Genomic DNA, 12879 nt, shown 5'->3' with positions numbered 1-12879 from the left:
CTTAGATGCCCTGCGGGACGCCGCGCGGTGCGCGCTTGTCGTCGCGAGCCTCACCGTCTTCATGCACGCTGTCCACTTCTTCCAGGTAGCGCGTATGCCAGCCGCTGCTCACACCCCAGTGGTAGAAGCACAGCGAGATCGCAGCCACGATGCCCATGTCCCAGCCGTACGGGATGTAGCCATGGCCGCCGAACTCCTTGCTGCCGCAGTACGACAGCGCAGCGATGGTGGGCAGGTAGGCGATCATCCACCACGCGCCCTTGAGCTCGGTTTTGAAGTCGGGCCAGCCGGCCTTGGCCTGGTAGTAGAAATACACGGGCAGGGCCACCAGCATCAGCACGATGATCTCGCCGGTGAGCGGCCACTTGGCCCAGTACAGGATCAGCGATGCGCACACGAACGCAAACGGTGCCACCAGCGACAGGCCGGGCAGACGCAGCGGGCGGTGCAGCCCCGGCGAGGTCTTGCGCAGCGACATCACGCTGATCGGCCCCGTCAGGTACGAGATGACAGTGGCCACCGAAATGACGGCCGCCAGCGCACCCCAGCCGCGGAAGAAGAACAGGAAGATGAACGACACGCCCAGGTTCAGCCACATGGCCGGACGCGACACGCCAAACACCGGATGCACGCGCCCGAAGATGGCCGGCATGGTGTTGTTGCGTTCCATCGCATAGATCATGCGCGTGGTGGTGGCCATGTACGTGCTGCCGGTGCCTGACGGGCTGACGAACGCATCGATGTACAGCACGATGGCCAGCCAGTTCAGGTTGAGCGCAATCGCCAGCTGGGCAAACGGTGAGTGGAAATCAATGCCATGCCAGCCGTTGACCAGCGATTCCGGCGGCACCGCGCCCAGGAAGGCGATCTGCAGCGCCACGTAAATGACGGCCGCCAGCAGGATCGAGCCGATCACCGCAATGGGCACGTTGCGGCCCGGGTTGCGTGCCTCGCCCGCCAGGTTGATCGGGCTCTGGAACCCGTTGAAAGCGAACACGATGCCGCTGGTGGCAATGGCGGTGAGCACGGCAGACCAGCCGTAGGGTGCGAAGCCCTGTGCTGCGCCATTCGCGCCTTCGGCCATGCCGAAGTTGCTCGGGTGGAAGCCCGCGCCGATCAGCGCCACGGCCGTCGCCGCCGGAATGATGAACTTGAAGATGGTGATGGCGTTGTTGGCCTTGGCAAACACCTTCACGCCCCAGTAGTTCAGCAGGAAGTACACGATGACCAGCACGGCGGAGAGCACCAGCCCCATCGGCGTCAGCTCGCCATGCTGGAATAGCCCCTGCGCCCACGGCCACGGCCATGAGCTCATGTACTGGATGGAGGCCTCGGCCTCAATGGGGATGACAGTGACGATGGCGATCCAGTTGGCCCATGCAGCCACGAACCCCACCAGCGAGCCGTGCGAGTAGCGCGCGTAGCGCACCATGCCACCGGACTCGGGGAACATCGCGCCCAGCTCCGCATATGTCAGGGCGATGGCCAGGATAACGATTGCGCCGATGACCCAGGTAAAGATAGCGGCAGGGCCTGCCACCTGTGCGGCGTGACCCGCACCGAACAGCCAGCCCGAACCGATGATCGAGCCCAGGCCAGTCAACATCAGGGGCCAGGCGCCAAGGTTGCGTTGTACGTTTTTTTCCAAGGGAGTCTCCGCCCCGGCGAGTTCGGACGCTCGACAGGGCATCGCGGTTTGCTTACCAGTCCGCTTAGTTCTACCGAGGCGACGCTGTTTTGGCGTCGCCCACCGTCCTGTATGGTGGGTGTCACCAACGCAGGACATGCGTGTGCGGGATGACGCGCAGCATCAATCGCACCTGCCCGGTCGCGATGAAAGGCTGGGCATGGTGCCTGCCTTCCGGGGGGATTCGCGTATAGTCATCGGCGACGTTGTGCGGGGTGCCGCACTTGTCGCCCGATTGCCGGTACTCGCAATGGGGCGCAATCATAGCGAAATCGCTGGCGGTTGCACCTCTTTTTCATCCGATTTTCACTGTCCCTCCCCAATTTTTTGCCCCATGGAGTCCTCATCGGTCACATCGGTTGCACCTGCATCACCCGTGCAGTGGCACCGGCGCGTGCTGACCCTGGCGTTTCCCATTGTGCTGGCCAACCTGACGCAGCCGATCCTGTCGGCGGTGGATACGGCCGTGGCGGGGCATTTGCCGGGGCCGGAATACATCGGCGGGGTGGCGCTGGGCGGGGTGTTCTTCAACTTCGTGTTCTGGGGCTTCGGCTTTTTGCGCATGGGCACCACGGGGCTGGTGTCGCAGGCGCATGGCGCGGGGGATGCACAGGCGTTGCGGGCGAGCGTGGTGCGTGCGTTGCTGCTGGCGTTGGCCATCGGGGCGGCGTTGCTGATGCTGCAAGGGCCGGCCATCCGCATCACGCTGGCGCTGCTGGGGGCAAGTGACACCGTCACCCGCATGGCCGAGGTGTATTGCCATGCGCGCATCTGGTCGGCGCCGTTTGCGCTGGCCAACTATGTGGTGCTCGGCACCTTGCTCGGGCGCCAGCAAGTGCGGCGCGCGTTGCTGCTGCAGGTGTTCATCAATGCGGTCAACATGGTGGCGGTGCTGGGCCTGGTGCTGGGGGCGGGCATGGGCGTCGGTGGCATCGGCGCGGCGACAGCGCTGGCAGACATCGCTGGTTTTGCGCTGGGCATGCTGCTGCTGTGGCTGCAGCGGCCGCTGGGTTTGCCGCCGCTCACGCGTGCTGAACTGCTCGCGCGCGATGCCTGGCGCCGGCTGATGGGTTTGAACACTGACATCTTCCTGCGCACGCTGTGTTTGTTGGCCACTTTCGGCTGGTTTGCCCACGCGGGCGCCAAGCAGGGCGATGTGGTGCTGGCCGCCAACGCGCTGCTGCTCAACTTCCTGACCTTCATGGCCTACGGGCTGGACGGCTTTGCACATGCAGCCGAAGCACTGGTGGGTGCTGCACTGGGCGGGCGTGATCGCCACGCACTGCGTATGGCGATTCGCGTGTCGACACTCTGGTCAGTGCTGGGGGCGGGGTTGTTTGCAGCCGTCTATGCGCTGGCGGGCTCAGCCATCATCGGCGTGCTGACCGATCAGCCGGCCGTGCGCGAAGCTGCGCGCCACTATCTGGTGTGGGCGGCGCTGCTGCCCATCGTGTCGGTGTGGGGCTTTCAGTTTGACGGCGTGTTCATCGGCGCCACGCGCACGCGTGAACTGCTGGTGACGATGGCCGTGGCGGCGGCTGCGTTCTGGGGGCTGTCGGTCACGCTGCAGCCGCTGTGGGGCAACCACGGGCTATGGGTGTCAATGCTGGGCTTTATGGCGCTGCGCGGGTTGATGCTGGGTGCGTTGCTGCCGCGCGTGTGGCGGGCGCCGCAGGTGCCGGCGGCCTAGGCAACCTGGCGCGCTACAGTGACTGCGCGCACTCCACCACCAGTAACGCTGTCGCCACGGTCTTCCCCGCATTGGAAATCGCGTGCTGCACGTCCGCCGGGTAGCGCGCGGATTCTCCGTGCCGTACCTTTTTCTCGCTTGAACCGGACTGCACCGTCAGCGTGCCGCTGAGCACCGATAGGTGCTCCTTCGTCCCCACCTCATGCGGTTCTGACGCCAGCACACCGCCCGGCTGGATCGCCAGTTCATACCACTCGAAGCGCGCCGCCAAGTCCACCGGCCCAAGAATCTTCAATTCGCACTTGCCATCCGGGCTTTTGATGACTGGGATGGAGTGAGCCGGAATGACGGTCACGGCTGGCGCCGCATCTGCCGCACCTTCGGGTGAGAGGAAATCCGCCAGCCCCACGCCCAGCGCGGTTGCCAAGCGCCACAGCACGGCCACGGTCGGGTTGGCGAGGTTGCGCTCGACTTGCGAGAGCATCGACTTGGACACGCCTGCACGGCGCGAGAGTTCGTCCAGCGACAGCTTGCGTGCCTGACGCAGCACTTGCAGCTTGGCGCCAACGGCCGGTGGGCCTTCGGCAAGCCCTTCATCAAACGGACGGGTGGCAGGGGCTTGTGCCATCGGATGGTATCTTGTAAATTGAACAAATTATTCGATATATCGAACTTGTTCGATTTATCGATCAACGCAGTCTACAGGAGGCGCACCATGGGGACAACGGCAGGCAATGCTTCGACGGGGGCTTCGATCGATGCCTTCTACGCCAATATCCGCCACGAGCTGGAAGCCATTGAAGCGGCCGGTCTGTACAAGACCGAGCGCATCATCACCTCGCCGCAGGGCAGCGTGATCCACACGGCGGATGGCAAGGAGGTCATCAACCTCTGCGCCAACAACTACCTGGGTTTGTCGTCGCACCCCGAGGTGCTGAAGGCCGCGCACGAGGCACTGGATTCGCACGGCTTTGGGCTCAGCTCCGTGCGCTTCATCTGCGGCACGCAGGATCTGCACAAGACGCTGGAAGCGCGGCTGGCGAAGTTTCTCGGCACGGAAGACACCATCCTCTACGGCTCGGCATTCGATGCCAACGGCGGCTTGTTCGAAACGCTGCTTGGGCCGGAGGATGCCGTGATCAGCGACGAGCTGAACCACGCGTCCATCATCGACGGCATCCGCCTGTGCAAGGCACAGCGCTATCGCTACAAGCACAACGATCTGGATGACCTGGGCGAACAACTGAAAGCCGCGGATGCAGCAGGCGCGCGCTTCAAGCTGGTCTTTACCGATGGCGTGTTCTCGATGGACGGCACCATTGCGCGGCTCGATGAAATTCGCGCCATCTGCGATGCGTTTGGTGCGCTGCTGGGCATTGATGAATGCCATGCCACGGGTTTCCTGGGCAAGCGCGGGCGCGGCTCGCACGAGCATCGCGGCGTGTTCGGCAAGGTCGACATCATTACCGGCACGCTGGGCAAGGGCCTGGGCGGTGCATCGGGTGGTTTCACCAGCGCGCGCAAGGAAGTGGTGGCGCTGCTGCGCCAGCGCTCGCGGCCGTATCTGTTCTCGAACACCGTGGCACCGGCCATTGTCGGGGCCAGCATCAAGGTGCTCGACTTGCTGGAAGCCGACACCGCGCTGCGCGACAAGCTGGAAGACAGCGCGCTGTATTTCCGCCGCAAAATCGTCGAGCTGGGTTTTGACATCAAACCGGGCGACCACCCCATCGTGCCGATCATGGTGTACGACGCGCCCAAGGCACAGGCGTTGTCCAAGCGCTTGCTGGAGCTGGGCGTGTATGTGATCGGCTTCTTCTACCCGGTGGTGCCCAAGGGGCAGGCGCGCATTCGCGTGCAGATCAGCGCGGTGCATGAGCGCGCACAGCTGGATGCGGCACTCAAGGCGTTCGAGACCGCCGGCAAGGAACTGGGGATCATCTGATGAGCAACACCAGTACTGTGCCGCGCATTCTCATCATCGGCGCCAATGGGCAATTGGGTACGGAGCTGGCGGCGGCGCTGGCCGAGCGTTACGGCACCGGCAACGTGGTGACCAGCGATATGGTGCCCAAGGGCCGCCATCCGCAGATCCGCCACGAAATGCTCGACGTGACCGATCGCGGCCAGTTGCGCGAGATCATCGAGCGCCACGGCATCACACAGATCTATCACCTGGCGGCGGCGCTTTCGGCTGCCGCCGAGCAATCGCCCACGTGGGGCTGGCAGCTCAACATGAACGGCCTGCTGAACGTACTGGAGGCCGCGCGCCAGCACAACATCGAGCGCATCTTTTGGCCGAGTTCGATTGCGGCATTCGGGCCCACCACGCCGCCCGACAACACGCCGCAGAGCACGATCATGGAGCCCAAGACCGTCTACGGCATCTCCAAGCTTGCCGGGGAGGGCTGGTGCCGTTGGTATTTCGAGCACCACGGTATCGACGTGCGCAGCCTGCGCTACCCGGGGCTGATCTCGTACAAGACCGCGCCGGGCGGCGGCACGACCGATTACGCCATCGACATCTTCCACTCCGCCGTGAAGGGCGAGCGCTACACGTGCTTTCTGGAGCGCGACGAGGCGCTGCCCATGATGTACATGCCCGATGCCGTGCGCGCCACCATCGAGCTGATGGAGGCACCGGCCGAGCACATTACCGAGCGCGGCAGCTACAACCTGGCGGGTGTGAGCTTTACGCCGGCAGAACTGGCGGCGGAAATTCGCCGGCATCACCCCTCGTTTGACGTGGCGTACGCGCCGGATTTTCGTCAGGCGATTGCCGCAAGCTGGCCCAATTCGATTGACGATTCTGTGGCCCGGCGCGACTGGGGCTGGAAACCCGAGTTTGGCGTGGCGGAGATGACGGCCGACATGCTGAAGAATCTCGCGCACCTGGCGCATTGAGCACATGCCTGGCAGTCGGCGGAAATAGGGCCGATGTGCAAGGCTGCTCCCGGTATCGGTCGGACAAGTTGTGTCCAACAATGCAGCATGCCCGCCACTTCCTGCCCCCGCCGCATGCCCTGTCCGACGCCGCGCCATCATGACGACCCGCCGCGCGAGCAGCGCACATGGTGGGTGCCGGTGGCGCGCATGTCCGTGGCGGCGGCAGTGGTGGGTGCGATTCCACACACGTCGATTTCATTGCCGTTTGCAGATGGCGCCTGGATGCTGCACGCGGCTGCAGGCCTCATCTTCATGGTGGGCGCCATCGATAGCCTCTTCCTCTTTGCCATGCGCCGCAAACCCTAAGCGGTTACGCATCGGTCATCTCCGCGCTGCCGGCAACGCATGCCCCATGACCCTGTGGCAAGCGGCGCGCACCTCTCACGCTTGGTAAGTTTTAAAACAGGTTGTAAAAACGTTCAGGTGCCGGCCAACGGCACGCGCGTGCATTTGCCACGTGTCCTGCAGTCGTAACCAGTTGGTTACAGAAACAGTGTGCGTACGCGGCGGTGCAGCAAACCATGCTGTGGGCCCACGAGCCTTTGCCACAGCGGGTCTCGATCGTTCTCCAACCGGTCGGTCCTGTGCCAAGAGTGTAAGCAGATGTTGCGTTGCACTGCTCTGGCCCGATGCTTGCTCAATGTCGTGCGGTCACTCTGCGTGAGCAGGCGCTTGGCGCTTGACGCACACAACGCTCTTCCCATAAGCGAATCCGGATCAGTAGCAACGGCATTCGCACTTCGCTTCTCCACTGCAGGCTCTCTTGCATTTGCTGGTGGCAGGGCGCCTCTCGGACGATCCCGGGGTTTCAACGGTCGATGACGCGCGCGTGCATACCTGCCGCGGCAGGCTCGGTACGCGCTCGACCGGAATCGCTTCATCAGAAAACGAGGAAACCATGAAAGCAGTCCTGCTGGAGAACCATCCGTTGCTGCGAGCCGGACTTGCGCAATTGCTCGCGCATCCCCCCCTGGGCCTGGAAGTCCTTGCTCCCGCCCTGCCTGTTGGCGAGCCGCGTGTCGTGCATGCCGTTGATATGAATGCCGACCTGCTTGTCGTTGGCCTGGATGAAGCTGAAGCACCTGTCGACGCCGCTCAACTGCGCGAGGCCATCGCCCGCAGTGGGGCCAGCCGCGTCGTGCTGCTCGCCGCGTGCCTGTCGGCTGAAGAAGCACACGTTGCCATGACATGTGGGGTCGATGCCTATGTTGCCAAATCACAGCCGCCCGAAGTGCTGCTGGCCACGTTGCAGTTGGTGCTGGCAGGTGGGCAGTCGTATCCGGCACTGATACCGCGCCCGGCTGCCACGGCCGTGACCATGCTCGCGCTCGATGCGTCGGAAGCCGCGCAGCGGTTGAACGTATCGCTGCGCCAGTACGAAGTGCTGGTGCTGCTGTCGCGCGGGCACTCGGTCAAGGGGGTTGGCCGGCTGCTCGGCATTTCGGAAGCCACGGTCAAAACGCACGCATGCACGCTGTATCGCCGCCTGAACGTGCGCAACAAGAGCGAGGCCGTGTACGCCGCCATGCGCCTGGGCATTCCGCTGGAGCTGCAAGGCAGTGCCATGGCGCTGGGTGAAGCCACTGCCGCCGTGCAGGACGCCGCCGCCGTGTTTGTCCAGACTGCCGCCGGCCCGTCGCGCGCGTCTGCGTCCACCTCGATCTCTGCCACGGATGCCGTGATGACGTCGCCCCGCGTTGCGGCGGCCGACCACGGTGCGGAATCGCGGTGGGCTGCCATGACACGCGCCTTTGGCGGCGGGACACCCGCCAAGCCACCACGCACGCCCATGCGTACCGCCAACGGCGCAGCCCGACTGGGCTGAGGCGCTCTGGTCTGCTGGGTCCGATCCCCACATCACGCGGCCGACGCATGCACGCACGTGCGCGCCGCCTAACGGACACCAAAACAACATGAACACCTACGAGCCAACGCTCTGCGGCCAGCCGTGCGCCAGTACGGCCTCGGCCTGGCACCCGCGCCGGTGCGCGATTGCTGCAGCCACGGTCGTGCTGGTCGGCAGTGCGCCGATGGTCGCGCAGGCTGCAGCCACCACCAGCGAGGCATCGAGCACCGCGACGCGCAATCTGATCGATGCGGAACTCGCTGAGTTGAACGGCAGTACCACGGCAGCTACGGCGCCGACCGGATCGAGCGGCCTGCCGGCTTCGCCCGCCAACGCAAGGCTGGTGGCGCAGGCGCAGCAGCCTGCTCCGGCTGATGCCACCTCCGCGATGCCGGCGGTGCCTGCGCAGGCACCGTCGTTTGCGCCACCGCCGTCGCCCACGGTCATCCTGCCGCCGGGTACACCGTCGCCCGACGCTGCACCGCCCACGCCGGCCATGCCTGCAGGCCCCAGCGCCCAGGGCCCGGGTGCGCTGGAGCCGCTGCAGGTGTCTCCTGAAGCGGCCAACGCTGCGGCCACCCACGCCACCGCCAACCAGCCTGAGAATGCTCCCGCAGGCCCGATGCCGACCGACCGCGAGGCATTCCGCAACGAAGTCCAGCGCGAGTCGCGCGAAGGTGCGGCCACGCTGGCGCAGGAACATTTGCGTGAGCACCCGGACTGGTTCACGGAAGCCGAGTCCTGGCATGTCGATCATGCGGCCGCCGCGCAGCGCATCCGGTGGGGCCGGCAGCAGTTGAAGTCCATCCAGGGGCCCGAGCGCTTCGTCATCATCGACCAGGCGGTGGCCGAGATCGAGGCGCTGATCAAGAAGGTGCCCGATACGAAGGAGAACGCCGAGTTCCGCCAGGAGATCGTCGCTGACGAAGTGGTTGCGCTGGCTTCGCGCGGGCGCATGAAGGATGCCGTCAAGCGCTACGAAGCGATGTCGCAGGCTGGCAAGGTGCCCGCCTACACGCGCGTGGCGGCGGGCGATGCCTATGCCTATCTCGATACGCCGGACAAGGCAGCTGCCGCCTACGCGCAGGCGTTGAAAGACGCCGGCCCCGGTGAGATCGAGACCGGTGACGTGCAGGAAGGCCTGTTCTATGCGCTGCTGGATACGGGGCGCTTTGAAGAGGCCCGTGCACTGCTCGACAAGATGAAGGCCGACAACCCCGAGTACGTGCGCCTGGCACCGGAAGCCGGTACACCCAACCCGGACTACTCGCGCGTCAAGCGCCTGGAAGCGCAATACCTGGTGCTGACCGGCCGCACGCACCAGGGCATTGCCGAGATGGACAAGTGGCGGCACGAGGCACCGTTCTCCGCTTCGCTGGTGAGTGCCCGTGCCGATGGTGCGATGGTGCAGGCCGAGCCCTACCGCTCGCGCGAGATGTACAAGACTGCGCTGGCGGAGCACCCGGACGACCTGAGCGTGGTCTCCGGTTATGGGCGCGCATCGCTTGCGGTGGATGACCTCAAGACCGCCAAGGATGTCGCCAACGGGCTGGGCGAGCGCTTTCCGGAGAACGGCTCGATCAATGCGCTGAACAAGGACCTGGATGTCTACCAGAGCCCGCAGCTCATCATCCAGTCCACGGCCGACAAGGGTAATTCCGTCTTTGCCAACAACGAGTACGGGGTCGATACCAAGATTTACAGCAGCCCGTTTGCCGACCACTACCGCCTGTTCTTCGACAGCTTTGTGGGCAAGGCGCAGTTTGATGGTGCATCGCAAAGCCGCGTGCGCAATGGTGCGGGCGTGCAGTGGTTCGACACCGGCGTCGAGGTGAACGGCGAGGTGCACCAGTCGGTGGGTGCGGCCGGCAAGACGGGCGGCACCCTTGACGCCACCTGGATGCCCAGCGACCACTGGAAGGTATCGGGCCTGGTCACCACCGATGACCTGGAGGTGCCGTACAAGGCGTACCAGGTGGGCGTGACCGGCAAGACCGTGAGCGGCAACGTGCGCTACACCTGGGATGAAACGCGCTACGCATCGTTGACGTACGGCGTGTCGCGCTATTCCGACGACAACTTGCGCCAGCGCTGGGCGGCCAACTTCTATCAGCAGGTGTTCACCTCGCCGCGCCATACCGTGGGCGTGCTGTTTGGGGCCGACACGAGCAGCAGCACGATGACGAACCTGAACTACTTCAGCCCATCGCGCGACTACAGCGGCACGGCCACCGCCATCTGGTCATGGACGCCATGGCGGTATGCCGACAAGTCCTTCACACAGCGTGTGTACCTGACCGGCGGCATGTACAACGAGCAGTCGTTCGGCACCAGCCCCATGTATGAAGCGCGGCTGGAGCACGTCTGGCAGATCAACCGCAAGACGCAGATCTCGTACGGCATCGGTTACGGGCGCCATCGCTATGACGGCCAACCCGAGAACCGCAAGTTCCTGTACCTGAACCTCAACATTCCTCTTTGATGCCCATGCAAGCTCTCCGACAAACGTCATTGCGACGATTCTTCGGCTGGATGGTCTTGGTTGCGGCGATGACGCTGGTCGCTGCCGTCCGTCCGGCCGCCGCCCTGCAGGTGGACTTCCTGCCCAAGCCCGACCCGGACGACGGCAAGACGTTCCGCGTGCTGTGCTTCCACGACATTCGCGACAACCTGCGCGCCAGCTTCGAGACGCTGCCCGATGCGTTTGCCATCGACACCAAGGCGCTCACCAACATGTTCAGCTGGCTGCAGGCCAACGGCTATCACCCGGTGACGCTGGCGCAGATTGACGAGGCACGCAAGGGCGGCAAGCCGTTGCCCAAGCGGCCGGTGCTGCTGACCTTTGATGATGGCTACGAAAGCCACTACGCGAAGGTCTTCCCGCTGCTCAAGCAGTTCCGCTTTCCGGCCGTGTTCGGGCTGGTGACGGAGTGGACCAACGCGCCCCCGGGCGCCAAGATCAAACTGTCGGACAAGCAGATCGTCGACCGCGATTTCTTCATGAACTGGAACCAGATCCGAGAGATGCAGGCCTCAGGCCTGGCGGAATTCGCCACCCACACGCACGACATGCACCACGGCATTCTGGGCAACCCGCAGGGCAACGAATTGCCGGCCGCCAGCACGCACGAATATCTGCCGAAGATGGGCCGGTATGAGACAGACGACGAGTATCGCAAGCGCGTCCGTGATGATCTGCAGCGCAGCGTCGACATCATCCAGAAGAACGTCGGCGCCAGGGTGCAGACCGTGGTGTGGCCGTACGGCGCGCACAACGTGATCCTTGACCAGGAAGCTGCCAACGTGGGCCTGAAATACATGCTCACGCTGGAGCCCGGCCCCAACACGCCGGACGTGCCGCTCACCGCCATCCGCCGCAGCCTGATGGGCTACGACACCGAGACCGGCAACCTGGAGCGCTCGCTGCGCGAGCCGGTGACCCACCACGGCGAGATCAACCCCGTGCAGCGCGTCGTGCAGGTCGACATGGACTACATCTACGACCCCGACCCGAAGCAGCAGGAAGCCAACCTCGGCAAGCTGATCGACCGCATCAAGGATCTGGCGCCGCGCGTGGTCTATCTGCAGGCCTATGCAGATCCGAAGGGCAACGGTGCGGTGGAGTCCGTGTACTTCCCGAACCGCCACATGCCGATGCGTGCCGACCTCTTCTCGCGCGTGTCGTGGCAGTTGAAGACGCGTGCCAAGGTGGAGGTGTATGCCTGGCTGCCGATGCTGTCGTTCAAGCTGCCGGCCAATAACCCGGCCGCCACGCACCTCGTGCAGTCCTTGCCCGGCGCACCGCAGAAGCCGGGAACGGTCAAGCCCCCGCGCCTGTCGCCGTTTGATCCGGAAGCACGCAAGATGATCAGCGACATCTACGAGGACCTGGCCAAGAACGCCATCATCGACGGCATCCTCTTCCACGATGATGGTGTGCTCGACGACTACGAAGACGCCAGCCCGGCTGCACTCAAGGCCTACCAGGCCATGGGGCTGCCGGGGGACATCAACCAGATCCGCCAGTCGCCGGAGCTGATGCAGAAGTGGACGCGCGGCAAGACCGCTGCGCTCATTGCCTTCTCGCACGAGTTGATCTCCACGGTGCAGGGCTATCAGAACGGCCGCGACATGCTGACCGCGCGCAATATCTTCGCCGGCCCCGTGCTTGATCCGAAGGCCGAGGCCTGGACGGCACAGAACTATGACGACTTCCTGCAGGCCTACGACTACGTTGCGCTGGAAGCCATGCCCTACATGGAGGAGGTCCGCGACCCGAAGGACTGGATGAAGCGGCTGACGGCGGCCGTGGCCAAGCACAAGGATGGCTTGCGCAAGACCATCTTCGAGCTGCAGGCCGTGGACTGGCGCAACAAGGACAAGCCGATTCCGGCTGCCGAGCTGCGCGACCAGATGAGCCGTCTGCGCGCTGCCGGCGCCCTCAACTACGGTTACTACCCGGACGACTTCATTGCCGGGCGGCCCGACACCGAGGTGCTGCGTGATGTGATGTCGCTCAAGAGCTATATCGAAACGCGCAGCGCGCCGCCCAGCGTCGAGAAGATCAACGGTGCGTTGCCGAAGACGCAGCCACCGCGTGCCCAGGCCACACCGGCCGCGCCGGCGCCCAAGAACCCGGTCGCGACCGAAGCGGTGGCAGAAGGCGCGGCATCGGTCAATCGCGCAGCCAGCAACAAGGCGGGAGGCTGA

Annotated in this window: 9 protein-coding genes; 7 read left to right on the top strand and 2 right to left on the bottom strand. The window is 64.6% G+C overall.

What is annotated here, in order from left to right; genetic code table 11:
* Position 1 precedes the first annotated feature (1 nt).
* Entirely contained in the window at positions 2 to 1648 is a 1647-nt protein-coding gene (locus R2N11_RS03425) for an APC family permease (RefSeq protein WP_316680146.1), read from the bottom strand.
* Between the two features lie 373 nt (positions 1649 to 2021).
* On the opposite strand from R2N11_RS03425, the gene R2N11_RS03420 reads away from it, so the two are divergent.
* Positions 2022 to 3377 carry an MATE family efflux transporter gene (locus R2N11_RS03420; protein ID WP_316680145.1) on the top strand — a complete coding sequence of 452 codons (1356 nt, stop codon included), beginning with the start codon at positions 2022 to 2024 and terminating at the stop codon, positions 3375 to 3377.
* 13 nt (positions 3378 to 3390) lie between these two features.
* Here the strand turns inward: R2N11_RS03420 and R2N11_RS03415 are convergent, their stop codons facing one another.
* Positions 3391 to 4005: a helix-turn-helix domain-containing protein gene (locus R2N11_RS03415; protein ID WP_199029247.1), complete on the bottom strand. Its 615-nt coding sequence runs from the start codon at positions 4003 to 4005 to the stop codon at positions 3391 to 3393.
* Positions 4006 to 4092: 87 nt separating this feature from the next.
* On the opposite strand from R2N11_RS03415, the gene kbl reads away from it, so the two are divergent.
* The 6 genes from kbl (at position 4093) to pgaB (ending at position 12879) form a co-directional block, all read left to right on the top strand.
* Positions 4093 to 5322: a glycine C-acetyltransferase gene (kbl, locus tag R2N11_RS03410; protein ID WP_316680144.1), complete on the top strand. Its 1230-nt coding sequence runs from the start codon at positions 4093 to 4095 to the stop codon at positions 5320 to 5322.
* Entirely contained in the window at positions 5322 to 6281 is a 960-nt protein-coding gene (locus R2N11_RS03405) for an NAD-dependent epimerase/dehydratase family protein (protein ID WP_199029242.1), read from the top strand. The genes kbl and R2N11_RS03405 overlap by 1 nt, the downstream gene beginning before the upstream one ends.
* An 87-nt stretch (positions 6282 to 6368) precedes the next feature.
* Positions 6369 to 6629 (top strand): hypothetical protein, encoded by a 261-nt coding sequence (locus R2N11_RS03400; RefSeq protein ID WP_199029251.1) that lies wholly within the window; start codon positions 6369 to 6371, stop codon positions 6627 to 6629.
* 592 nt (positions 6630 to 7221) lie between these two features.
* A complete protein-coding gene (locus tag R2N11_RS03395) occupies positions 7222 to 8148 on the top strand; it encodes a LuxR C-terminal-related transcriptional regulator (RefSeq protein WP_316680143.1) in 927 nt (308 codons plus the stop codon).
* An 88-nt stretch (positions 8149 to 8236) separates the two neighbouring features.
* Positions 8237 to 10651, top strand: coding sequence for a poly-beta-1,6 N-acetyl-D-glucosamine export porin PgaA (gene pgaA / locus R2N11_RS03390; RefSeq protein ID WP_316680142.1), 2415 nt, complete (start codon positions 8237 to 8239; stop codon positions 10649 to 10651).
* Between the two features lie 5 nt (positions 10652 to 10656).
* The gene (gene pgaB, locus R2N11_RS03385; RefSeq protein ID WP_316680141.1) at positions 10657 to 12879 is read left to right on the top strand and encodes a poly-beta-1,6-N-acetyl-D-glucosamine N-deacetylase PgaB; all 2223 of its coding nucleotides are present in this window, start codon (positions 10657 to 10659) and stop codon (positions 12877 to 12879) included.

This window comes from Ralstonia flaminis, assembly GCF_958415495.1.
Taxonomy (GTDB): domain Bacteria; phylum Pseudomonadota; class Gammaproteobacteria; order Burkholderiales; family Burkholderiaceae; genus Ralstonia; species Ralstonia flaminis.
This window is presented reverse-complemented; position numbering and strand designations above follow the sequence as displayed.